At 61.8% G+C, this 23,747-nt stretch carries 19 protein-coding genes; 4 read left to right on the top strand and 15 right to left on the bottom strand.

Annotated features, from left to right (window positions below; genetic code table 11):
- Window positions 1-25: 25 nt before the first annotated feature.
- The 3 genes from VF629_RS18665 to VF629_RS18655 all read right to left on the bottom strand — a co-directional run bounded on the left by VF629_RS18665 (window position 26) and on the right by VF629_RS18655 (window position 3,035).
- Window positions 26-844, bottom strand: a complete 819-nt coding sequence (locus VF629_RS18665; RefSeq protein WP_331060016.1) for a ferritin-like domain-containing protein — start codon at window positions 842-844, stop codon at window positions 26-28.
- Window positions 845-1,241: 397 nt separating this feature from the next.
- Window positions 1,242-2,210 (bottom strand): ferritin-like domain-containing protein, encoded by a 969-nt coding sequence (locus tag VF629_RS18660; protein ID WP_331060015.1) that lies wholly within the window; start codon window positions 2,208-2,210, stop codon window positions 1,242-1,244.
- Between the two features lie 42 nt (window positions 2,211-2,252).
- Complete coding sequence (locus tag VF629_RS18655; protein WP_331060014.1) at window positions 2,253-3,035, bottom strand: ferritin-like domain-containing protein; 783 nt, start codon at window positions 3,033-3,035, stop codon at window positions 2,253-2,255.
- Between the two features lie 275 nt (window positions 3,036-3,310).
- Between VF629_RS18655 and VF629_RS18650 the strand changes: the two genes are divergently transcribed.
- Entirely contained in the window at window positions 3,311-4,930 is a 1,620-nt protein-coding gene (locus tag VF629_RS18650) for a BatD family protein (protein WP_331060042.1), read from the top strand.
- Between the two features lie 147 nt (window positions 4,931-5,077).
- Entirely contained in the window at window positions 5,078-6,157 is a 1,080-nt protein-coding gene (aroC, locus tag VF629_RS18645; RefSeq protein ID WP_331060013.1) for a chorismate synthase, read from the top strand.
- Window positions 6,158-6,209: 52 nt separating this feature from the next.
- Here aroC and VF629_RS18640 read toward each other — a convergent pair whose 3' ends face one another.
- Window positions 6,210-7,535, bottom strand: a complete 1,326-nt coding sequence (locus VF629_RS18640; protein WP_331060012.1) for an HTTM domain-containing protein — start codon at window positions 7,533-7,535, stop codon at window positions 6,210-6,212.
- Window positions 7,536-8,122: 587 nt separating this feature from the next.
- Here VF629_RS18640 and VF629_RS18635 point away from each other — a divergent pair.
- Window positions 8,123-8,725: a NifU family protein gene (locus VF629_RS18635; protein WP_331060011.1), complete on the top strand. Its 603-nt coding sequence runs from the start codon at window positions 8,123-8,125 to the stop codon at window positions 8,723-8,725.
- A 199-nt stretch (window positions 8,726-8,924) separates the two neighbouring features.
- On the opposite strand, the gene VF629_RS18630 is transcribed toward VF629_RS18635, so the two are convergent.
- From VF629_RS18630 to VF629_RS18585, 10 genes are all read right to left on the bottom strand, one after another.
- Window positions 8,925-9,827 (bottom strand): DUF5777 family beta-barrel protein, encoded by a 903-nt coding sequence (locus VF629_RS18630; protein WP_331060010.1) that lies wholly within the window; start codon window positions 9,825-9,827, stop codon window positions 8,925-8,927.
- A gap of 27 nt (window positions 9,828-9,854) precedes the next feature.
- Window positions 9,855-10,448, bottom strand: a complete 594-nt coding sequence (locus VF629_RS18625; protein WP_331060009.1) for a YceI family protein — start codon at window positions 10,446-10,448, stop codon at window positions 9,855-9,857.
- A gap of 12 nt (window positions 10,449-10,460) precedes the next feature.
- A complete protein-coding gene (locus VF629_RS18620; protein WP_331060008.1) occupies window positions 10,461-10,868 on the bottom strand; it encodes a cytochrome c in 408 nt (135 codons plus the stop codon).
- Window positions 10,869-10,920: 52 nt separating this feature from the next.
- Entirely contained in the window at window positions 10,921-11,703 is a 783-nt protein-coding gene (locus VF629_RS18615) for a hypothetical protein (protein ID WP_331060007.1), read from the bottom strand.
- A 778-nt stretch (window positions 11,704-12,481) separates the two neighbouring features.
- Window positions 12,482-13,096 (bottom strand): RNA polymerase sigma factor, encoded by a 615-nt coding sequence (locus tag VF629_RS18610; protein WP_331060006.1) that lies wholly within the window; start codon window positions 13,094-13,096, stop codon window positions 12,482-12,484.
- Window positions 13,097-13,475: 379 nt separating this feature from the next.
- Entirely contained in the window at window positions 13,476-16,457 is a 2,982-nt protein-coding gene (secDF, locus tag VF629_RS18605; RefSeq protein ID WP_331060005.1) for a protein translocase subunit SecDF, read from the bottom strand.
- Between the two features lie 174 nt (window positions 16,458-16,631).
- Window positions 16,632-17,003: a hypothetical protein gene (locus tag VF629_RS18600; RefSeq protein ID WP_331060004.1), complete on the bottom strand. Its 372-nt coding sequence runs from the start codon at window positions 17,001-17,003 to the stop codon at window positions 16,632-16,634.
- Between the two features lie 428 nt (window positions 17,004-17,431).
- Complete coding sequence (locus VF629_RS18595) at window positions 17,432-17,818, bottom strand: hypothetical protein (protein ID WP_331060003.1); 387 nt, start codon at window positions 17,816-17,818, stop codon at window positions 17,432-17,434.
- The gene (locus VF629_RS18590) at window positions 17,819-20,824 is read right to left on the bottom strand and encodes a LamG domain-containing protein (RefSeq protein ID WP_331060002.1); all 3,006 of its coding nucleotides are present in this window, start codon (window positions 20,822-20,824) and stop codon (window positions 17,819-17,821) included. It lies immediately after the preceding gene.
- A gap of 416 nt (window positions 20,825-21,240) precedes the next feature.
- Window positions 21,241-21,936, bottom strand: a complete 696-nt coding sequence (locus VF629_RS18585; protein ID WP_331060001.1) for a hypothetical protein — start codon at window positions 21,934-21,936, stop codon at window positions 21,241-21,243.
- Between the two features lie 462 nt (window positions 21,937-22,398).
- Between VF629_RS18585 and VF629_RS18580 the strand changes: the two genes are divergently transcribed.
- Entirely contained in the window at window positions 22,399-23,091 is a 693-nt protein-coding gene (locus tag VF629_RS18580; protein WP_331060000.1) for a hypothetical protein, read from the top strand.
- A 78-nt stretch (window positions 23,092-23,169) separates the two neighbouring features.
- On the opposite strand, the gene VF629_RS18575 is transcribed toward VF629_RS18580, so the two are convergent.
- On the bottom strand, window positions 23,170-23,631 hold the full coding sequence (locus tag VF629_RS18575) for a DUF4268 domain-containing protein (protein WP_331059999.1): 462 nt from the start codon (window positions 23,629-23,631) through the stop codon (window positions 23,170-23,172).
- Between the last annotated feature and the right edge of the window lie 116 nt (window positions 23,632-23,747).

Below are 23,747 nucleotides of genomic sequence, written 5' to 3'. Positions count from 1 at the left end.
GGAAGGAAAAAAGGAGCAGGTGAACCTACGAGAAGCTGTTGGCCGAAAGCTTCGAGCCAGCGGCGAGGAAGTTGTTCACAGAATTCAGCACATCCTGCGGCCTCCGCGAGCGCTCGGCGCCGGGCACGGGGTTGCCATTGCCCGGGGTCAGGCTGGGAGTGCCCGCGCCGGTGTAGGCCGTGCCAGCGCCGGCAGCAATGGTTGGGGTGAACACGTTCACCACATCGGCCGCCACAAAGCTGTTGTAGGTAATCATGTCGCGGATAAGCGCCGCGTGGCGAGCCTCCACCGATACAATTTTACCGGCCAAGCCCAGGTAGGTATTGTTGGTGATGTAGCGGCCGGCGCCGTTGTAGGCGGCTACCCCGATGTCCTCGAACGTGCGGGCGGCCGAGAGGACGCCATTGAGCGTGTCAAAGTCGATTTTTGAAAAATCCGGCGTTAGGTCTTTTAGCAGCGTAGCGCCTGGGGTAGCCGTAATGGCTGCTTTGAAGAAGTCGCGGTGTATGGCCTCGTGCAGCGCCAGGTCGTCGAAAACCTGCTTGAAAGCGGCCGGCGTATTGGCCGCTGTGTAGTAAGCGCCGGTGCGAACCCGGGCGTAGAAAGCGGCTTCGAGCTGCTCCAAGGCGTAGGCGTAGTTCAGGATGCCCACGTCTCCGCTGCCCACGTCGATGGCGTTGGTGTTGGGGGAGTCCTCGTCGTCGTCGCAGCCCGAAAGGAGCAGCGCCGTGGCCCCGGCGGTGGCGCCGGCGTACATGAAAAAAGAGCGCCGTTTGATGGGCACATACAGGGGCCGCGCGAGTTGGGGGTCGTCGGAGCCAGTAGACCGAAGCGTGTCAGACATAAAAAATGAGGAATGAAGTGGATGGAAAATGTGGACAAAGCAAAGCCAGTCTCCCCGGGAGCTCCGGGGATTAGTGGCACAAAACCTTAAAAAACTGATAGGTTTGGGGAAGGACCTGTGGAAGAATACGGCGGCGATTGACGAAAGGATTGACTCGCAACCGAATAAGCTTATGCCTTAATTGGCAGTATTTCAAACCCAAAGCGCAAAGAATTTTGACAGAGAGAAAGTTGAATGACCAAAGGGGCGAGCTTTATTCAAGAGTAAAAAAATGAATGATGGTGAAAGGTGAAAAGGAAAAGCTGAACCCTAGTGGCGCGGTGGCGCGCTAACAGAAAAAGCCGGCCCCGCGTGAGCGAGGCCGGCTTTTGAAGCACCCGGAATGGGGTGCGGGGCTTTAAGCCAAGAAGTTGCTGCCGTTCACGACGAACGTGCGGGCAATGGCTTTTACCGTGGTTACGTCCAACGCTTCGTCGAAGGCTTCGGAGAATGCCGAGGCCGGGAAGTTCAGCGAAGCCAGAGCGTTCTGGAGGTTTACGCCGCCCTGCGTCACGTTGCTTTCGGCGTCGAACGTCACCATGGCTGGTGCGTTCATGTTGTTGCCAGCATTGTAGATGGCGTCAGTAATGCCCGGGGCGGCGCCGCCGTTGTCGTTGCCGGAAATCCAGCTCTTGGGCGAGTTGTTGAGGCTGCCGCTCTGCGCCGATTGCGCGGGGGTAGTGCTGGTGGCCAAGGCGCGGCGCATGGTGCGCAGACGCGAGGCGTGCCGGGCTTCCACCGAGTGGATGTTGAGCGCAGCCGTGAGCACCGTTCTGTTGGCTGCACCAATCAGCAGAGGGGCGCCGCCTTTGTAGGCGCGCACGCCAGTGTCTTCCAGCGACTGGGCCACCGCGAGGTAGGTGCCCGTGCTAGTGAATACTGTGGCCAGGGGGCCCGCACCGGAGCCTTTGCCGCCGGTGAAGTCGAAGGTGGCGGCGGTGGGGTCAGCAATGGCAGCAGCACCAAGTACGCTCCGCAGGAAGGTGACATGGTTGGCTTCGTCGGTCCGAATCAGGTTTAGCGCGGCCTGGTTGTTCGTGCTGAAGCCAGCTTGCAGAGCAGCAGTGGTCTGGCCACGGTCGTAGAAGTACCTTTCCAAATACTCAAGGCTCAGGGCAAAGTTGAGCACGTCGTTGACGCCGGCACCCATGGGAGTTTGCGCATAAACTTTATTGAAGATGGCGCCCATGGCCAAGGGCACGGCAGCGGCGGTTAGCTTCTGGCCCAAGCCGCTCATGTGCTTGAAAATGCTACGGCGCGAGTCGAGGCGGTCGTATACTTCCGGGTCCACTTTCTCGATTTCCGAGATAATTTGAAAAATATTCATGGTGAAGAAAAGACAAGATTGAGAAATTGGGAAAGGGACCGACTACACGAGGCCCGAAACGTTGAGCTTGGAGCCGTCAGCCAGGAACGTGTTGGCAATGGCCACCACTTCAGCCGGTGACTTCGAGCGCTCCAGGCTGGAGTTGGCGGGGGCGGCGTTGGTGGCAACGTTGCTGGTGTTGGCCGAGGTGATGGTCACCACGTCGTTGGCGGCAAAGCTGCCTTCCTGCACCAGGTCGCGGATAATGGCCGCGTGGCGAGCTTCCACCGACACAATCTTGCCGGCAATGGTGAGGTAGAGGGGCGAGGTGATGTACTGGCCAGCACCGTTGTAAGCCGCTACGCCGAGGTCTTCGAACGCCTTAGCAGTGCCGAGCACGGAGGTACGGTCGCCGAAATTGACAGCTCCAAAATTGGGCGTCAACCCCTTGATGATGGCAGTGGGCGCAGCGGCGGTGATGGCCGCCTTGAAGAACTCGCGGTGAATGACTTCGTGGTAATAGAGGTCGTCGAGAATTTGCTTCTCGGCGCTGCTGGCGGCCAAGCCTCTGTAATAAGCACCGTCGCGCAGCTGCGTGTAGAATGCGGCTTCCAGCTGTTCGAGCGCATAAGCATAGTTGAGCACGCCCACGTCGCCCGAGCCAACGTTGACGGTGTTGGCCATGATGGGGTCATCGGAGTCGTCGTCGCAACCGGCTAGCAGCAAGGCAGTAGCGCCGGCGGTAGCGCCAGCGTACATGAAGAACGAACGCCGCTTGATGGGCGTGTAGAGGGGCTTGGCGAGCGTGGCGTCGTCGGTGCCACGTGGCTGAATGTTGTCAGACATGCTAGTAGGAATGGTTAGGTGAAAATTGAACTTGGCTGGGAAAAGGCAATAGAAGGCTGAACGACGCCAAAGGCTCGTTTTTGGGCGGAAAACCAGGACAGTATGGGGATTGTGAGGGCAGATACGGCGTTACATGCGCTGAAGGATTCAGGAGGCCCGTATTTTTTTGCTTCAGCCTAAGCACAACGCTTGCAATTATGAATTATAAATTGTAATAGAAGCAGGATTCCAGCGTTTGACGCTACTTTTGAGGCCTGCTAACCACCCGAGTTGTGATGCGAAGAATTATTGTGTGGATGGGTGTGTTGGGGGCGCTATTGGGCACCGTTCCCACGCTGGGGCAGCAACCCTCGCCGGCGGCCGTGCCCAAACCGGCCCCACCAGCGGCCCAGCAGCCCGCCGCGCTCAGCCGCACGGGTCCGGCCGACGTGGCGCTGCTGCCCCCGCCCGCCAGCCTCCCCGTGACCGGGGTATTCACGCTAGCGTTTCGCCTGCGGGGAGGAGTGCTGGAGAAATACTCAGACTTTCCGGAGCTGGAAGGCTTCAAGAAAAGCGGCAAAACCAGCACCACCACCACGCGCATCGTGCAAGGCCGCCGCTTCACCGACCTCACCATCGCGCAGCGCTACATGCCCTACGGCGAGGGCGAGTACGTCATCAAACCGTTTCAACTGACGGTGAACGGGGCGGTGCTGCGCAGTGCGGGAGCCACGGTGCGTGTCGGTCCGGCACCAGCCCAGGCGCCCAGCGCGGCCGTGCCCAATCCGGCATCACCGCCCAATTCAGCGTCAACTCCCAACCCTGCGTCGGCACCCAATCCAACGGCGCTCACTAAGCCGGCCAGCCCGCAGGCCCCGCTGCAAGCCGTGGGCGACCTCGACAAGCTGTTTGGCAAGCCCAAGCCGGCCTTGTACCAGGAATTGCCCGACCGCGCTTTTCTGGCCGTGGTGGCCGAGCGCCCCAGCGTATTTGTGGGCGAAGGCGTGCGCGTGGGCCTGTACTTCTACCTCACGCCGGCCGACCAGGCCATGCTGGCCTTTCACGATTTTACCAGCCAGCTGCCGCCGCTGTTGCGGCAGCTGCACCAGGCCACGGCCTGGCAGGAGCCCGGCCCAGAAGCCAGCGTGACGCCCGACAGCGTGCGCTGGGCCGGCCAAACCTACCTGCGCTTCCGGCTGGCCGAGAGCGTGTACTATCCGCTCACGCCGGAGCCCCTGCGCTTTCCGCCGCTGGCCCTGACGATGGTGAAGTTTAAATTCCTGAAAAAGCCCGAGCCGGGACAGGACAACCGCCTGGCGGGCTACAAAACCTATCTGTCGCCGGGCGTGTCGGTGCAGGTGCGGCCGCTGCCGGGGCAAAACGAGCTGGTGGCCGTGGGCAACTACCAGCTCCGTGAGGCCCTCAGCCGCAGCAGTTTCCGGGTGGGTCAGTCGTTCATTTACTCGTTTGGCGTGGAGGGCAAAGGCAACCTGTCGGCGGTGCTGGCCCCGCCCGTGGCCCCCTGGCCGGGCCTGGACGTGTACGGGCCCGAGGTGAGCGTGGCGCCCGCCGTGGGCGGTGGGCGCAAGCTGTTTCGCTACCGCCTGGTGGCGCGGCGGCCGGGCACTGTGCCGCTCGACAGCCTGTTGCAGCTCGTGGTGTTTAACCCCGCCACGGCCCGCTACGACACCCTCCGGCCCAGCGTGCGGCCGGTGGTGCGGGGGCGCGTGGCGCAACCCGTGGCCTTGCCCAAGCCCGAAGACGACCCCTTCTACGGCCCGGCGCTGGCCGAAGCAGCCACCACGCCGCAGTCGCTGGATGTGTACCGCGACGTGCGCCGCTACGCCAACTGGCTGCTGGTGGGCCTGGCGGCCGTGGCGGGCTTTGGGTGGTGGCGAGCCGGGCGCCGGGGGTAGCTTTGCGCAGATTTTAGTTGTCAGTTGTTGGTTGTTAGTTGTCAGGCTGAAAACTGAAAACTGAAAACTGACAACTAACAACTAACAACGAGCAACGAGCAACTGACAACTAAAATCTGACAACGAGTAACTAACAACCAAGCTTAAATGGCCAATACTTTCGGCACCCTCTTTCGCATCACCACCTTCGGCGAGTCGCACGGCGCGGGCATTGGCGTCATCATCGACGGCTGCCCGGCCGGCGTGCCCGTGGACGCGGCCCACATTCAGGCCGCCCTCGACCGCCGCCGGCCGGGCCAGTCCGACCTGACCACCCCGCGCAAGGAGGCCGACACCGTGCACATTCAATCGGGCCTGTTCGAAGGCGTGACCACGGGCACTCCCATCAGCCTGTTCATCCCCAACGCCGACCAACGCTCCGACGACTATTCGCACATTGCCCACGCCTACCGGGCCAGCCACGCCGACTACACCTACGACGCCAAGTACGGCCGCCGCGACTACCGCGGCGGGGGCCGCAGCTCGGCCCGCGAGACGGCCGCCCGGGTAGCGGCGGGTGCCGTGGCCATGCGGGTGCTGGCCCATTTTGGGGTCGAGATTGCCGCCTACGTCTCGGCAGTGGGTGAGGTGGAAGTGCCCGTGGAATACCAAGACTTGGACCTTGGCCTCATCGACGCCAACCCGGTGCGCTGCCCCCATCCGGAAACGGCCGTGCGCATGGAAGCCCGCATTCGGGAGGCGCAGGCGGCGCACGACACCGTGGGCGGCGTAATTACGGGTGTGGCGCGCCACGTGCCCGCCGGCCTCGGCGAGCCGGTGTTCGATAAGTTGCCGGCGGTGCTAGGGCACGCCCTGCTCAGCATCAATGCCGTGAAGGGATTTGAGTTCGGGTCGGGATTTGCCGGCACCAAGCTGCCAGGCTCAGTGCACAACGACGAGTTTTATACCGACGAAGCCGGTGCAGTGCGTACCCGCACCAACCACAGCGGCGGCAGCCAGGGCGGCATCAGCAACGGGCAAGACATTTACTTCCGGGTGGCCTTCAAGCCCGTGGCCACGCTGCTGCAGCCTCAGCAGACCATCAACGACCAAGGCGAAGCGGTGACCCTGGTGGGCCGGGGCCGCCACGACCCCTGCGTGCTGCCGCGCGCCGTGCCCATCGTCGAAGCCATGACCCAACTGGTGCTGGCCGACCTGCTGTTGCGGGCCCGGGCCAACCGGCTGTAGGCCGCGCTACCTTTCAGCCTTGCGACCCCACCCCGAAGCCTGCCATAACCAGCTATTCTGGCGCTGGCGCTATCCAAGTGGCTGCTAGTAGCGTGGGCTGGTAGCGCAGCAAATTCACGTCGGGCGCAATCAGGGGCTGGGCCGGGCGGCCGTTGAGCGACACTTGAGAGGTGACGAAAACCGCACTCAAGGGCCGTCCCTTGGCGCGGTACTCTGCCGCCAGCCAGTGGGCTACTTGCAGGATGCAGTCGGGGTGGTTGGCAAAGCGGGCCTGGGCCGGCGTGACGACGGTGGACAGGTCGGCCAGCTCTTCGCGCCCGTCGGCAAGGCGTACCCGGAAACTGGCGGTGCTGGTTTTACTGCGCAGCATCATGTGCCAGGCAAAATTGTGGCCTTCTTCGGTCCAATGGGGCTGGCCAGGGTATAAGAAGTGCCGGAGCGGCAGGGCTAGCTGCACGGCGGCGTATGTGGTGAGCCCGACCACCACCAGCCGCTGCCACGCCCGCGACGGCAGCACCGCGGCCTGCTCCGTGGGCACGGGCACCTGTCGCCGAAACCACCGGCCCACCGGCCCTGGCAAGTGCCTCGGGAAGTCGGGGTCGAAAAACAAGGCCGTCATCAGCAGAGAAAACCACGGGAAGGTGCCCAGCCCAAAGATGACCACGTTGCTCAGGTGAAAAATGGCGGTGGCTCCGTAGGCCCAGGGCCGGGCGGGGCGCCACAGCAGCAGCGGCACCACCAGCAGGTCGAGGGCCAAGCCGGCGTAGCTCATCAGCCACGCCAACCAGGGTTGTGTGAGCAGTGGGCCCACCAGCCACCAGCCGCTTTTGTGGCTCAGCCACACGGTGAGGGGCCGGGCCGCCAGCCAGTCGGGGTTGAGCTTGGCCACTCCCGCGAAGAAATACACCACTCCGAGCTGGCCCAGCAGCAGGTAGCGCGTCCAGGCCGGGGCAGTGGTGGCCGGTGCCACGCGGCCCGCGCGCACGTCGAGCGAAGCGGCGCGGTGGGCCGGTACCGCCACCAGCAACCCCGCCACCAAACAAAACAGGTAGTGGTGGTTGATGTACGTCGTCGAGTCGAGCAAAAACAGCCACCAGCAGCCCACACAAAGCAGCGCGGCCGCCACCCGGTAGTGCCAGCCGGCCGCTACTGCTAGGCCGCTGCCTATCACCACCGCATACAGTGCGTACAGCACCGGCGCCGACAAGTTGGGCAAGGGCGCCAGCAGGTAGGTGAAGTGGTGAGGCGCCGCCAAGTAGCGCTGCGGGTGCCCCAGCACCACGGCGCCCGCGTGCTCCACGGCAATGAGCAGCCCAGCGCCCAGCCGGAAAAACACCAGCCAAGCCATGTCGATGGGTTGGAAGAGAAGGTCGCGCAAGCGCGTTTCCGGAGATGACAAAACTGGGAGCACTTGGTAGCAGCGGGAAAATGAGCAGGGCGGCAAGTTGGCCTTGCGGCCAAAACAGAATAACGAAAAAAATGCGGGAGCGGCTTTTTTGCTGGGGGTGCGGGGAAGGTTTGAAATGGCCCAGCCCGTCGTGAAGGTCGGCGCAGTGCCGCGGACCTCACCCCCGGCTCCTCTCCCGCGAAGAAGGGTGCTACGGCGGCGCGGCTGTAACGCGGACTTTTAGTCCGCGGCTTGATTGGGATGACCGCGGGCCACTCGCGGACTAAAAGTCCGCGCTACACTTCGTCAGGCTCCCCTCTCCTGGGGAGAGAGGTCCTGCGGCACCGCGGCGCCCCTCACCCTACGCTGCCTGACCGTTCAGAAACCTTCTTCGGAAAGTGGCCGGCGCTGGCGGCAAAACGGCTAGAACCGTGCGCCGGTCAGTACCTTTGCAACCTCTGCTGCCCTTGCACTGTTGTAGGCAAGGTTCGGGTTGAAGGGAAGGCGTTTACGACCTGTTTCGCCACGGTTGCGCTTTCTCAAGCCCAGATTCCAACTTGACCTTAGAAAATACGCTCATGTCTGCTGTTTCCATTTATGCCGAAGCCTCTCCCAACCCGGAGAGCATGAAGTTTGTCCTGAACAACAACCTGCTGGTCGACGGCGTGAGCGTGGATTACCCCACCCTCGAAGCCGCTGCCAATTCGCCCTTGGCGCAGGAGTTGTTCGGGTTCGATTACGTGGGCCGTGTGTTCATCGCCCAGAACTTCGTCACCATCACCAAAAACCAGCCTGAAATGACCTGGACCCAGCTCATCCCCGAGCTGCGCCAGTTCCTGAAAAGCTACGTGGAAGCCGGGGGCCCCATCTTCACCGTAGACCCCGCTGCTGAGCAAAAGGCCGCCCAAGCTGCCACCGCCGGCGACCCCACCCAGCAGGACGGCCAGATTGCCCAAAAAGTCATCGACCTGCTCGACAACTACGTGCGCCCCGCCGTGGAGCAAGACGGCGGCAACATCACCTTCAAAAGCTACCACGAAGGCATCGTGACCGTGAACCTGCAGGGTTCGTGCTCCGGCTGCCCCTCGGCCACCGTCACGCTGAAATCAGGCATCGAAAACCTGCTCAAGCGCATGGTGCCCGAAGTACAGAGCGTAGTGGCCGAAGGCATTATGGTGTAATCGTCGCCTGTCATGGCGAGCGCAGCGCGGCAAGCCGTTCTGTTCTCAGCGACCGGCTTGATAAAGTAAAAAGCCCCGACTTTGTATGGAGTCGGGGCTTTTTGCGTAAGCGAAGCAGTGGCACTTCTCGGGAGTAGTCGCGTTGGTGGGACGGATTGCCACGGCCTGCGGCCTCGCAATGACAGGCGGTCTATTATGGCTATAGCTGCGACTTAATGGTGAAATTCCGCGCCACGGTGAAGCCGAAGTAGATGTCGCCGTCGAAGAAGTTGCCATCGGTCTGGGGCACGAAAAACTTCTCGACCATGCCTTTGGAATTGGTGAGGTGCAACTGGAAGACGTGCCCACCGGTTTCGATGTCGACGCCCACGCCCAGCGCGTTGCGGTAGGTATCGGCGGTGTTGCCGGGCAGCACGTAGAAATAGTCGGCGGTGAGGGCCAGGCGCTTGGTCAGCTTCTGGCGCAGGCCGGCGCCCAGGGCGTACACGTCGTTCTGCATGTTGGAGGTGGCCACGTAATTGCGGTGGATGAGCGTGGGCATGAGCTGCACCGACAGGTTTTCGCTGAACTTGCGGGCAATGAGCGCCTGGTAGGCGTAGTCCACGCGCGAGGCCGTGGTGCGCTCCGTGGCGGGGTCGTTGAATTTGAGAGTGGTGATGGCCGACGACGCAAACAGCGTCACCGACACCGGCATGGCGCGCGCGCCCGTGGTTTGGCGCAAGGCCCGGTACTTCACAAAACCATCAAAGGTCTTGTCTTGCGAACTGCGACCGATGCCCAAAGCCAGCCGGTCGGTGAGGCCGTACTCGAAACTGAGGCGAAGCACGGCTTGGTCGAGGCCAAAAAACTCGTAGGCCCCGCTATTGAGCGTGCCGAAACGGTGCTGAATGAGAAAAGCCAGCGTGCCCTTGCCCGGCGTTTCCACCGATTGGGAGTTGATGATGTGCGTGGCCTTGAACGTGGCCGCTACCACCTCGCGCTTGGTGGAGTCGGCGGTTTGTTTTTCAAGGTCTTTCAGCAAGTCGTCTTGCGCTTGGGCGGGGCGGGCCAAGGCCAGCAGCAGGCCCGTCAGGGCAAGGAGAGGGGTAAAGGAACGAGTCATAAGAAGAGGCAGGAACAGGGCAAAAACTTAATTGGTGGGGCGCGGGGCGGCGCCAACAGCGCCAGGTGCGGGGGGGCAACTGAGGACCACGCGCACGGTCATGACCTTGGCAATGCTGTTGCGCACCAGCATCGGAATCTCAATGTTGTAGTCGGCCGGCGCCACTGGAAACGTAGCAGAGGCCAGGAGCTGCCCGCTTTTCAGCTCCACGCTGGCGGGCACCTGCACGCGGCGCGTCACGCCGTGCACCGTGAGGTCGCCCTCTACCTGCACGTTGTGCGGGCCGGCCGTGGCCAAGGCCGCGGCGTCAAAATTCACGAAACGCCCCGCGAAGGTAGCTTTCGGAAATTTGTCAGATTCCATGTAGTTCTCGTTGAAGTGCTCTTGCATGAGGGTGCGCTTGAACACAAACCCCTTAACGGGCAGCGAGAAGGCCAATTGGCCGGTGCCAAAGTCGAGCACGGCCGCTACCTGCTGGTTGCGGGCCTCAATGTCTTCGATGGGGGTGGCCGAGAAAAACGACACGAGCCCCGCTTTGGTCAGGTACTTCGTCTGCGCTTGCGCACGGGTTGTGACCCAGAGTGCCAGCAGCAAAACCAGCAGCGGTAGAGAGCGTTGCATGAAAAAATAGGGTTAGTTGTTGGGTTTGCCCGCGGCTATCCACGCCTTGATGCGCTCGATGTCGCAGTCCGAAAGCTTGGCCCTGCCTTTGGGCATGGGGCTGTAGCTAGGGGCGTGCTCGATAGTGCCCAGCAGGGTAGCCATGGGGTAGCGCTCGATGCTTTGGTAGGTGCTGAAGTCGTTGCCTCCGCCGCGGGTTGAAGCGACGTTGCTGCCGTGGCAACCCCGGCAGTTAGCGTCAAAAATAGGCGAAATGACGCCGGAGTACGTGACGTTTTGGGCGGTAATGCCGCAGGGTTGGGGCGTAGCTTCGTCGGGGTCAGCGGAGTCGCCGTTCGAATAGGTGCAGCCGGCAGACACGCCCAGCAGGGCGGCGCTGGCCAGCAGCGGACGAAAACGTGCAGTAAGAGAACGGGCCATGAACATCTGGTAGGCTTATCTAGGGTGAAATAGGAAAAGGGAGCAGCGCGTGCTAAAAGCCGTATTTCACGCCCATAAACACGCCGCCGCTGGTAAGCTGCACTTTGCCAGCCCCCACCCCCGCCAGCGGAACCTTGACGTAGGGCTCGGCCTGCACGCTCCAACGCGTGCCAAAGCTGCGCTCGTAGCCAAACGAGAAGTTGAAAATGCTGAAAAAGTGGCGGTTTTCGTTCACCACCGGGCGCTCCCAATAGCTGGGTTGGTTGTAGCTGTCGTAATAGTCGTAGGAATACAGCTCGTGCAGCATGAAAAACGTCGAAAGGCCCGCGCTGCCGAACACCTGTTCCTGCGGCCGCGCCAAGAAGTCGTAGCGCAGGTTCAGCGGCACGTCGAGCACGGTGCAGGCGCCGTCTACCTGCGTAAAGCTTCGGGTGAGGACCACCTGGGGAGCTTTGCTCCAATCGTAGTCCTCGCGCCGGGCCACGTATTCCTTGGTTGAGCGCAGCAGCCCCGTGGTCAGGCGCAGGCGGTTGGCGAGGCGGTATTCCAGCGTCAGGCCGGCATTCAGCAAAGGCGCTTTCACCCCCGCGAATTTTACCGTTGTGAAGTCCGGCGCACCCACCACTCCCACGTAAAAACGTGGCTGGTGCGTCGGCAAGGGCAAGGTTGGCGTATCGACCACCGCCACTGTCGGGAGGGTGGCGGGCCGCTCGGGTGCAATGGTCGCTACCCCAACGGGCCGGGCCATCAGGGCTTCCGTCTCGTCATCGTTCCGCGGTTCGCCACTTGCCTGGCGGGCTTCCTGGTTTAGCCCTGCGCCTTGGGTAAGTGCCATCGGGAGTTGCTGTCCAGCTTCGAGCGCCGACGAGGGCCGCGGCTCGGCTTGCCCAGCCGGGTTCTGCCCTGACGGCACACCAGCAGCGCCAGCCTCAGCCGGCACTCCCGAAGAGGACTGCACGTCCGAAGCGGCGGTTAAAGCCGAAGCAACAGATTCTGTCGCTTTCCGCAGCCGGCCAGTAGCATTGTAGCCCGCGCTGGCTAAAGCCACTTCGCTGCGGCGGTTTCTCCGCTCTTGTCGCGTTGCGTCCTTACCCAAACGCTCTCTTTTTGGGGAGGCAACGCCGTGGGTCAAAGCCAATGCGGAAGAGGCCTTGGCCACCTCAGTAGCCTGCGACGCCTTTGTTGGCATAGTCGCTGCCAGCGGCGCCGGTCGCCGCGCGGGCAACGTGTGAACAGACTTATCAATTGGCTCACCAGTCTTAGCTGTTGGCGCTTTGTCCATTGCTTTACCAGGGGTTGTTGCCGCACCAGAGGCACCCGCTACCCCTGCTCTAGCGCTTGGTGCGGAGTGCGCAGCTGGTGCCGGAACCTGCACCGCGCTCCTTGTTTTTGTTGTCGCAATCGCCGTGTTATTGGCCCAGAGGAACCAGCCCAATGCCACCGCGGCCACAATGGCTACTTCGGCCGCAAAGAATTTCCACAGCTTCCGGCGCACGGCGCGCGCAATCAGGGCCTGGTCGAGCTGCGTTTCCAGGCGCAGCCAGGCGCCAAGGGGGAAAGAAGACGGTTCGGGTTCCGGTGGGTCAAGCCGTCGAAACGCGTTATCTATATCGTTATCGGACCACATGGCGAACTGTTGAAGGAGTAGTACACTGGGCCAGCATCGTCCGCAAGTGGGCTCGGGCCTTGAATAAGTTGGATTTGGAAGTGCCCACCGAAATGTGGAGCTGTTCCGCAATTTCTTCGTGGCCGAAGCCGTCAATCACCGCCAGGTTGAACACCGCCCGGTAGGCGGGCGGCAGGCGCTGCACCAGGGCCAGCAGTTCGTCGTAGCTCAGCGCGTCGAGGGGCGTGGCGGCGCTGTCGGCTTGGTTGAGGGTCACGTCGTCGAGTTCTTGCTGGTGCTGGTGGCGCTCGTTGGCGCGGTAGTGGTCGATGGCCGTGTGAATCATGATGCGCTTGAGCCAGCCCCGAAACGAGCCCGGCACGTCCTCGGGGTACCGGGCCGCGTCAAACCGGTACAAGTCGCGAAAGGCTTTCAGAAACCCGTCGTTGGCCGCTTCCAGGGCTTGCTCGCGGTTGCGGGCGTAGCGCAGGCAAATGCTCATCGCAAAGCCGTGAAACTGCCCGTACAAGCGGCGCTGGGCCACGCGCTCCTGCCGCTGGCAGGCGGCTAGCAGCGCCGCGAGCGGCACCGATGCAGAGGAAGACGAGGAGAGGTGCAGCATAGCGCAGCGGTGGTAGACTTCTACCGACCACTCGGAAGGTAAGCCCAATCGGTTGCTTGCACTAGTTGTCTGAACCACGGATTCCTGCGGATTTTTCGGATTTCGCGGATTTTGTGCACGATTGGCCTTTATATAAATGGTTTCGCAAGTCGGCTCTGCCCGGTCCGACGCCCTAGGCGTCCGACCGGTTATTGGTCGCACAATCCCCCGAAAGCCCTGCCGACAACCGGTCGGACGCCTAGGGCGTCGGACCGGCGAGTGACACACTTCTATCCTCAGGACGCAAAAAGGCCGCCCAATTGGGCGGCCTTTTTGTTGTTAGAGCCATTCACAAAATCCGCAAAATCCAAAAAATCCGCAGGAATCCGTGGTTTAGACACTACACGTTGGCTTGGCTCAGCTTGGGGGCGTCGCCGGTCAGGTTGGTTACGTCTTCGCCAGCGGCGAGGCGCTCCCGCTCCTCTTTCTTGCCGTAGGTGTCGAGGATAATCGGCGTGGCGATGAACAGCGACGAGTACGTGCCGAAGATGACGCCGATAATCATGGCGAAGGAGAACGAGCGCAGCGTCTCACCGCCGAAGATGTACATCACCAACACCACCAGGAACACGGTCGTGAACGTAATCATCGTGCGGGAGAAGGTCGAGTTCAAAGCCGGGTTCACCACCTGGGCGAAGGTCAGCTTGGGGTTCTCGCGCAGGTATTCCCGGATGCGGTCGTAAATAACCACCGTGTCGTTCATCGAGAAACCAATAACCGTGAGCAGGGCCGCCACGAAAATCTGGTCCATTTCGTAGTTCAGGCCAAACAGGCGGGCAATCGGAAAGGCCGCAATCACCAGCAGCGCGTCGTGGAACAGGGCCACCACGGCTGCCATGGAGTACTGCCACCGCTCGAAGCGCAACAGCACGTACACGAAGATGCCCAGCAGCGTGAGGCCCAGCGAAAGCACCGAAGTACGCTTGATGTCGTCGGCGATGGTGGCCCCCACTTTCGAGGTCGACTTGATAACCGGCGCGTCGGCGCTGTAAGCTTGCAGGCCTTGGTTGAGGGCGTTTACCACTTTGGTGTCGGCGGCTACGCTCTCGTCCTCCGCCAGGTAGCCGGTGGTGATGCGCAGGCGGTCGGGCGAGCCGTATTGCTTCACCTCAAGGCCGGCTCCTTCGAACACGGGGCGGATTTTATCGGCCACATCGGAAGCAATCATGGTTTTGTTGAAGTCGACCACGTAGGCGCGGCCGCCCTTGAAGTCCACGCCCAGGTTGGGGCCGCCCTGGTAGGCCATCAGCGCGAAGCCGACGATGATGAAGACGGTTGAGAAGGCATAGGCCAGCTTGCGCTTGCCCACGATGTCGAAGTTCAAATTCTTGAACAGGTTGCGCGAAATCGACGTGCTGAAGGTCATCGGGTGGTTCTCATTCCCTTTCACCATCCACTCGATGATGAGGCGCGACACAAACACCGCCGACAGGAACGAAGTCAGCACGCCAATGCCCAGCGTGATGGCGAAGCTTTGCACCGGGCCCGTGCCGAAGAAGCCGAGGATGACGGCAATCAGCATGGTCGTCACGTTCGAGTCGAAGATGGCCGAGAAAGCGCGCGAGTAGCCTTTGTTGATGGCGTCGTTCAGACCGAGGCCGTGGTCCAGTTCCTCTCGAACTCGCTCAAAAATCAGTACGTTGGCATCCACCGACGTACCCATTACCAGAATCAGGCCGGCGATGCCGGGCAGCGTCAGAGCGGTGCCGAACTGCGCCAGCACGCCCAAAATCAGGAAGATGTTGAAGAGCAGCGCAATGTCGGCCACCACACCAGCCCGGCCGTAGTACAGGGCCATGAAAATCATGATGATGACCACACCGGCCAGCGACGAGTACAAGCCCTGGTTGATGGCTTCCTTGCCGAGCGAAGGTCCCACCACGGCTTCTTCCACAATGCGGGTAGGAGCGGGGAGTTTACCGGCTTTCAGCTGGTTGGCCAAGTCCTGGGTGTCTTCCAGCGCGAAGCTGCCCGTGATGCTGGTCACGCCGCCCGAAATCTCGCTCTGCACCACCGGCGCCGAGCACACGTAGTCGTCGAGCACCATGGCCACCTGCTTGCCAATGTTGGCAGCGGTCATCTTCTGCCACTTGCGCGAGCCAGCGGGCGTCATACTCATTTGCACCTCGGGGGCACCGTTCTGGCCAATGTCCGAGCGGGCGTCGCTTACCACTTCGCCGCTCATGGGGGGCACGCCGTCGCGGGTCTTGCGCACCGGAATCAGCTCCAGGTACTCCTGCTTGTCGATGGTGGTTGGCTTCAGGCTCCAGAGCAGCGCCAGGGTGGGAGGCAACGTGGCCTTGGCCTCGGGCGAGCGCAGGATGGTGTTCATGCGCGAGGTGTCGCGCAGGTTCACGCCCAGGCGGCCGGGCATGGTGAAGAGCTTGGCCAGTACGCCGCCCTGGGCCGAGGTGGCCGCCGAGTCGGCAGCAGCGCTTTTGGTTTTCTTGGCCAGTTGCGCCGCCAGCGAAGTTGAGTCGCCGGCAGCGGCAGTAGCAGCGGTGTCGCCAGTTGCAACGGCAGGAGCCACTTTCTCAGCGGCCTGCTTGGCCGACAGCTGCTTGTCGAGCTGCACGAGGTAGGGGCCCACTTCGTTCTGGTTCCATACTTCCCAGAACTCCAGCTTGGCCTGGCCTTGCAGCAGCTTGCGCACGCGGTCGGGGTTATCCACGCCGGGCAGTTCGATTTGCAGGCGGCCGGTGCCCTTCACGCGCTGAATGCTGGGCTGGTTCACGCCGAACTTGTCGACGCGGGTGCGCAGGATGTTGAACGAGCGGTCGATGGCTTCTTCCACCTCTTTGTCGATGGCGCCAATTACCTTCTCGTTCGACGAGTTGATGTCGATGTTGCGGCTCTTGTTGGTGGTGTTGGCAAAAATGCGGGCCAGGGGCTGGCTAGGCGCGTTCTGCTGGTAAGCCTGGGCAAACAGCGCCGTAAACGGCGTGCTCGAATTGGTCTTCTGCGCCTCCTGGGCCTGCTCCAGCGATTTCACAAAAGCAGGGTCTTTGCTGTTGCCGCTCATGGCGCGCACAATTTCTACCGGCGACACTTCCAGCGTCACGTGCATGCCGCCTTTCAAGTCGAGGCCGAGGCCCAGCTCGCTCTGGCGCACTTCACGGTAGGTGAAGGGGCCAAACACCGGCGCGCGCCACACCGAATCGAGGTAGTGCTGGCGAGCCGTTTCGTTGAGTTTTCCGTTGCGCGTGGCGTAGGCCACGGCCTTCTGCTGCACCCCGCGCGAGACGTAGGTGAAGAAGAGGAAGTACGCACACAGCGCCGAAACCACGACGGTGAGTGCGATAATTAATCCTTTGTTACGCATGTTGATTTCCTAATTGTTTGATGTGCTGATTTGCTGAGGAAGGGCTTGGCCCAGTACCTGTCGACGGATTGGCTGATGGAACGGATGATGTGCAAAGCTCAAAGCCCCTGATAGGCTCAGCCCGATGTTGCTGCCAGCGCAGCACATCCCCACATCATGCCATCAGCCAATCAACTAGGGAGCCTGTGGCGAGAGGGCCACGGCCAGCAGGCGCACTCGGAAAACCTCACCGGCGCGCACGCCCGCCAGCAGGCGGGGCACCGCCAGGGCCTGACGTAGCGTGGGCAGCCACAGGGCCGGTACGGCCGGCGGCAACCAAGCATCAGCTACCGGCGCCACGAAATGGTCCATCGAAGCCGTGGCTTCGAGCAGCACTTTCTGCTTCACCACGGTGGCTTTGGTGGGCGCCGCAAAGGGGGCGCCGCTTTTGCCCACGGGCCGCAGCACGCTCACGGCGCGCTGATTCAGGCCCAGCACCAGCAGCACCGAAGCGGCGAGCAGGGCAAAGCGCAGCGAAAACCAAAAACGGGTGAGCAGAACCGACATGGATATAAACGAGGACTGCAAAGATACCAATTCCCCGGGGATGAAGGCAAGGGGCGCTTTCATGCCGAACGGCCGGTCCTGCGGGCCAGTGAAACAAAGTCGCCGACCGGTAATACCAAGTCGCAGGCCATAGCAGCAAAGTCGCAGCCCCGCGAAGCCTTCTCGCAAGCCTTTGAAGCAAAGTCGCAAGGCGTTGCTGGTCGCTCGCAGGTCCTTTAATGCAACTCGCAGGACGTGCAAGCGGACTCACCGAGCCGGCAAGGAGCGGCGCGGGGTGGTAAACTCATCTTGCCGCCCTATGCGCCGCGGTTGCAGCCAGCGCGCAACAAAAAAGCCCCTGACGATGCGCCAGGGGCTTTGAGATGGCTTGGTGATGTGACCGGGGGTGAGGCCTTGGCAGGCACTGGCCGTCAGTTCCGCTGTGCGCGCTAGCGCACTTCCAACCGGACGTGCTCGCGCTCGCCCCGGCTTTGCGTCAGCACCAGGTACAGGCCGGGCGGCAGCTGCTGAAGGGGCAGCGGCAGCTGCTGTGCCCCGGCGGCGAGGTGGGTTTGCTGGAGCACCACGGCCCGCTCGGCGCCGGCCAGGTCCTGCACCGACACCCGCACGAGGCCGGCTTGGCGCAGGTCGAAGTGCAGCGTGGCGGTTCCGCCCGTGGCGGCGGGGTTGGGCGAGATGCTCAGTGCCGTGACGGTCCGGTTTTTTGCCTTAGGAGGAGTGCCCAGGCCCGTGGCCGACGAGTCGGGGGCGGTCCAGGTGAGCGGGCCGGTGCGGAAGTTGCCCTGCACGGTGCAAGCCAGGGCGCAGCTGCTCACTCAGGTAGGGTCGTCGGCCGCGCCGCTGCTGGTTGCTCCCAGCACCCCCGGCACTGGGTTGCGCCCGCTTTGGGCCACGCCCGACAGGTCGCTCAGGCTTTGGCTGGCAGAAGGGTCCTGCATGTCGTAGTTCACCACCAGCCCGAACTGGGGGGCGACGGCCCGCTGGGTGTACGTTTGCTTGATTTGCTCGCCGCTGCGCCACGTGTTCCACACGCGCAGCTCGCCCATCATGCCCCGGAAGTGCTCCCCGTAGGCTCCGTTCAGGTGGTCGGCGCCCAGGGCGAGGGGGCCGTCGCTGAAGGCGCTCAGCGGGGTGGTGGGCGAGTACGAGGACTCCCGGCCGTCGACGTAGAAGCGCACCCGGTTGGTGCCGTCCCGCGTCACGGCTACGTGGTGGCAGCCGTTGTCGTTGGGCAGCCGGGCGTCGTCGGAAAAGTAGTTGCGGCCGTCCAACTGCAGCAGGAGCCGGCCGCCGTAGAGGGTGAAGAGCACGCCGTTGTAGGTGCTGGTGCCGCTGGAAGAAAACTTCCGGCTGGAAAAGAGGGTCTGGGCGCCGGGCGCGTTCAGGTCGTCGGCCCGCAGGTAGGCCTCGATGGCAAACTGCTGGCCCAATTCGTTGACGTAGGAGTTGGTGTTGGGGATGGACACCACGTCGTCCCCGTCGAACTGCAGGGCCTCGTTGCCCCCGCCTACGTTCACCACGCCGGAGTTGAGGATGGTGGTCGCGCCGCAGGCTGACACTCGGTTAGTGCACGCCAGATTGGTGGGTAGGCCCACGCCGGCCCGCACGCCCATGCGGGCGCCGGCATCAACGTAGAGGGTGCTGCTGGGCGAGAGCCGCACGTTGCCGCCGTCTTCGACGCAGATGTGCCCACCCCAGCGAATCATTAAGTCGCCGTCGGCCTGCACGGTGCCGCCGTTGCGCACGAGCAGGGTGGAGCCTTCCCAGATGTTGAGCGTGGAGCCGGCCGCGATGGTGAGCGTGGCCCCGTTCTCGACCACGATGCAGGTGCCGTCGTAGAGGCTGACGCTGGTGGTTTGGTAGGGCGAGGCCGAGCCGATGCTTATCCGGCTTTCGGGGCCCACCGTGAGGCGGGCCTGAGCCCGCAGCTCAATATTCAGGTGGTCGGTGCGCTTGGTGTAGCGCGTGAGGCCCGAGGATTGGTTGTACCAGCGCGGTTCGGCGCCGCTGTGCAGGCCCAGTTCCGCGCCACCCCTTATCTGTAGCGGGTCGCTCAGCGTAACCCCGTTGGCATTCTTGGTTTCACTGCTGATGAGGCGGCCCGCGGTGTCGTAGTCATCTTGCACGTAAGTCGTTACATTGTATGAATTGGATGCGCTGTTAATTGCCCCGACGTCTGTGCCAATGTATTGATAACTGTATGTTTCGACTTTATCAAATTTGTCAGAATCCCAAAACTCGTAGTCGTCCCGGTCGTGCGTAATGACGCGGGAACCGCTGATTTCATCCGTGCCCAAGATGGTGAAATCAGCAACATTATATCTAGTGTCGGAGAAATTAAAGTGCCAGATGTCGCGCATCTGCACGTTGCGGTTGGCATTGGCTCCTGTATTTTCCAGCAAGAGATTATTGTAGAATCGTACCGGGTCGGGGATTAGTTTGCTGTAGAAGGGGCGGAATAAGTCGGCCAGGGACATTTCAAATGTATCATTCCCACCATCCGTGTAAGTGAAAGGAGCATTGGTGTTGTTGAAGCGAGCATGGTTGCTTGGCCCATCCCACAAATCCAGCATAACACGGGCAATAATCTCCTCCGAGACAAACGGATGATTTAAATCCAGCGGGCGAGGCACGTCTGGACGGTTATACACAGTGGTTCGCCAGAGGCCGTGGATGTTGCTGCCAGCTTCATTCAGGCCAGATTCTTGGTCGAGTACGCTCCAAGTCATCTCGTCCATAATGTACGAGAAAGCATCCGCGAATCCCTCCGTGATTGTAGTATTAGGATGTTTGTTGTTGCGCTCGGAATAATGAAGTCCTCCCGTCTGAGACAGCCAATTGCCCCGTTGCATCTCGTGCATGGCAAAGTGGCCAAACTCGTGCATTGCCGTGCGCTCGGAGCCTAGCCGGTCTGTCCGGAAATGAATATTGTGGGTGAACCGGTCATAATAAGCCGACCTGCCCGAGGTCTCGATTTTGATTGCCAGCGTGGTAGACAGGTTAGCGGCCGAACCTAATTCCTGCTGTAACAACTGTTTTGACCACTTAATCCAAGTGAAGGTGCGCCCGGCGTCGTTGGGGTCCAACGAAATTTCTCTGTTGCCGCCCACCGCGTTGCCAAAATTGAGGGTCTGGCGGGTGCTGCTATTGTAGCTGAGCGGTTGCCGTCCGGTTTCAATCCGGGTCCAGCTGTACCAGGCACCCGAACGCTTAATCCGAACCTTCTCGGGGCTATCAATCAACTCAACGGATAAATAGACATGAATTTTATTGTTATTGATGGAGCAGTGGTCAAATTCAACGGTGCGGCTGCCATACTCGGTTACGAAACCCTGGTCATCAGTGTACAACTGCTTAATGGTAATATCCGGCCCCACGTCTACGCTGCGCATAATCCGCACACGGGCGTTTTTCAGGGCAATGGGCACTATTCTCCTATCATCAGCGGTGTGCATGGTGAAGATGCGTACGTTCTCAATCCGTCCCCGGTACCGGCGCTGCCCCAGGCCACCGCAGCCATCGCGGGCCTGTGGGTCCGCCGGCGGGTCGTTTTCAGAGTTTGTGGGTGAAGAATAACGTATAGGCACAGCGTAGGCCAGTCCTTCCACAAAGCGCATCCCAATGTAGTCCTGCGGGCCGGCTTCCTCAGTGGGACCAATATTGGACGCTGGAACCGCGCTACGGGCTACACTGAGCCGGACGGGGGCCGTCGCTTCATCGCCCACCAGCCACGAGCGCCGGAGGCGGCCGTAGTCCTCAATATCCCAGATTTCAGCGCTGCCGTAAGGCGTGAAGTAGACATAGCAATCGCGACTGACCAAGGGGCATCGGCAGTGGAACCCGCTCGTAACGTGGTGCTAATGCGCACCGGATAGTAAGGAAGGTGGGCCGGGGCGTAGCTTACTTGGATGCTGGTTGTGATTATCTGCCCGGCGGTGAGCGACTGAGAAGCTGTGTTGTTGGGCGCTGCCTGCACTAGCTGAGGCGCTGAGGAGGTAACCGACACCAGCGCAAAGCTCGTTGTCCCGGCTGGCGTTGCTACGTCCATTTGCAGGCCCAGCGCGCCATCTAGCTGGGTGGTCTCGTACGAGTGGAAGCGAAGCCGTAACAGCTCCGGCTCGCAAGAAGTCGAGCCGGTCGTATCAACGGGAGCCGGCATCGCGGAGTTGGCGGATTGTGCGAAACTTGTTTAGTAAAAGACTAGTAGCAGCAAGAAAGAGAAAAGGTGTTTCATAAGTTAGCGCTTGATGGTGAAGGTGACGAGTTCCCAGGTTTGGTTATTGGTGTAAATGACTTTGGTGATGCCCACGTAGCGGCTGCGATAGAGGTGCCGAATCCAGTTGCCGCCTTGCGTGGAATCGACCCTGCTGCCGTAATCGGGCACCCCGTGCACAGACTGACGGAAGGTGCCGGCCGGCACCGTGACGGCGGCCGTGTCCACGAAGGTGAGGCGGTTGAAAATCTTCTGCGCCAAGCGGACAGGATAGGCAAACCCGACCTCCGGGGGATATAGGGTTTGCACATCCAACGAGTGTTCCATAACCCAGTCTTCGCCATGAAACAGAGGGGACGAGGCCAAGTACTCCGTCCCTAATCTTCTCGGGTCTGAGCTTCTCGGCCCAGGAAAGTAGGTGCGGTTGGAATGGGTGATGGCCGCGCTGTAGCTCTGCACGCAGGGGGTGCGCGGGTCGCCGCCGCTGGGGTCGGTCAGGTGGCTTTCGCTGGCGCCAATCACACGCATGGTGTCGTACACAGCCGGGCGGCTGCCCTTGAGTTGGTAGACCCAGGAACTGCCCTCGGGGAAATACCAGTAGTCGAGAAACGCCTGCGCGGCGCGGGTGAGCTGCGGGCACTCGGCCGGCTGCTTCTTGCAGGCGCCCAGCGCGGTGGCCAGCAGCAGGGCCGCCGGCAAGCTCAGGAAGAGGGATTTCATGGATTGAATAGAATAAAGTGGTCAGCAGGATTGCTAAATTCAGAATGAATGAACGTGAGATGGAAGGGTGGGGCACGAAGCGCACCACGCATACCGGGGCATTGCCATGGCCTAAACCAGGAAATGCCACAGCCCAACAAGAAAACGTTACGGGTCGGAAGCCGACAAGCAGCGTGCAGGAACGTGCACGAACGCCGAGTATCCTGCCAGGGGCAGGAAGCCAAGAGTTCGGTAGAAAAACTCGAGCAGTGTGAAGCAGGCCGTGGAGGAAGCCCGATGACCAGCGCCGCGGTGGAAACGCAGCGGGTCAATGCATCAAATGTATAGCCTCTGACTGAATATTCACTATACCGAATTGTTAGTTCCACCGTCCGCCTTTTGTAAGCTCGACAAATGCGGAAAAATCGGTAATCTTAGGGGCCGGCCGCTATTCGGCCGGTGCCACTTTTCTACCTGTTTTCCATGGATGCCCGCGAGGAGAAACAATACGCCATGACCACCGTGCTGGTCAAGTTCATCGCCGACAACGGCGCGGCCATCGGGGCCAGCGAAGTGGCCGCCGCTGAGGCCGCCGACATTGCCCCGGCCTACCAGCGGCTGACGGCCGCCGTGGGCACCGCCCCGCTCAGCACCACGGCCGTGACCCAGGGCGCGGCCGACGCCCGCGCCGCCCTGCTGGCCGCCCTGCCCGTGCTGCTGGGCCCCCTGCGCAGCGTGGCCACCAAAACCCAGGACACCGCCCTGCTGGCCCGCGCCACCCTCAACAGCACCCAGCTGCGCCGGATGAAGCCCGAGGAGCTGCGCGACGTGGCCAAGGCCCTCTTCGAGGCAGCCGAAGCCCAGGCCGCGGCCCTGCTGCCCTACGCCCTCACGCCGCCCGTGCTGGCGCAGCTGCGCGGCCTGCACGCCGCCTTCGCCGGCACCGTGCGCGGCACCAGCGCCCTCATCGACCAGCGCAGCCAAGCCAACCAATCCACTTCCGACCTGCTGCGCGACCTCCTGCAGCAGGTGTACGAACTGGACAAACCCATGGAAGTGTTTCGGCTACTAAACCTGCCCTTGCACCAGGCCTACAAAAAAGCCCGGCGCGTGGGCAGCACGGGCGGAAGTGCCACCGCGCCTGTCGCTGGGCTGGCCGCTGCGCCAGCCGCCTAGCGGCCCCTTGCAATTCACCAAAAGCCAGAAGCCCTGGCCGCGCACGCGGCCAGGGCTTTTTCAGGCGCGGCGAGCCTGTCACTTCAGCGCCTCAAATGTGTATTGCGCATCGGCCCAAAACGCGTCCAGCGCCATGATGCGAGGCTTAAAGAACGAAATCAAGGCCGGCCAGTCGTCCCGATTGAAGAGGTTGACTGGGCTTAGTTCGGCATAGATGCGGCTGTGTGGCAACCCCTGCGCGTCGGTGGCGTCGGGCTCCCAGGTCCACTCTTCGCCCAGGGTTTGGTGCAGCAGGGTTTTCAGCTCCAAAAACTGCTCCCAAAACAATTCCCGAATGCCGGCGTCGGGATGCGTCAGCTCGATGGCGATGCTGGCGCGGCGGTTGTCGGCCTGCATCCGGAAGTACAGGTGCTTGATGCCGGTTTTGTAGTTAATCCAATTGGTAGAGTCGCCTTCGGCCGAGGGCACCGGAGCCATGTACTGGCCAAAAGCCGTCCAGAAAGCCTGGCGTAATTGGGTTGCTTCTGCTTTGCTATACATCAACTAACTAAGGGTAGGAGGGTAGGAGGGTAAGGGGGGAAAAGCCCGTCATGCAGCGCGCAGCGAAGCATCTCGCTCGGGGCAGTAATTCAATCGTTGAAAAAGGATTAGTGGTG

Origin of the sequence: Hymenobacter sp. (genome assembly GCF_036388155.1) — a bacterium.
Lineage (GTDB): Bacteria > Bacteroidota > Bacteroidia > Cytophagales > Hymenobacteraceae > Hymenobacter.
This window is presented reverse-complemented; position numbering and strand designations above follow the sequence as displayed.